General features: G+C 35.6%; 1 protein-coding gene. It reads right to left on the bottom strand.

What is annotated here, in order from left to right; translation table 11 throughout:
* The coding region (locus SBH76_RS13580; RefSeq protein ID WP_317978172.1) for a transposase at positions 1-340 on the bottom strand (340 nt) is incomplete at both ends.

The raw sequence follows: 340 nt of genomic DNA on the forward strand, positions 1-340 counted from the left end.
TTTTATATAACTGTCTATTTGATTTTCTTTCAGATATAAGAGGTTTTTCTCACTACAATAGCCGCTATCTGCCGTAACTTCTTCAAGCACTTCTCCAAATGCTTTCTTATGCTTTTCAAGGACAGGAATCAGTGTGTTATAGTCTGTACGATCATTACTTACATAACCATGCACAATAAAATAATTCTCTACTGCTATCTGTACATTGTATGCCGGCTTTAGCTGCCCGTTCAGCATATGATCTTCCTTCATTCGCATAAAGGTTGCTTCCAAATCAGTTTTTGAGTAGCTGTTTCTATCTTTCCCCATAATCTCAAAGCATTCTTTATAGTGCATTAAT

This window comes from Lachnoanaerobaculum sanguinis (assembly GCF_033242365.1).
Lineage (GTDB): Bacteria > Bacillota > Clostridia > Lachnospirales > Lachnospiraceae > Lachnoanaerobaculum > Lachnoanaerobaculum sanguinis.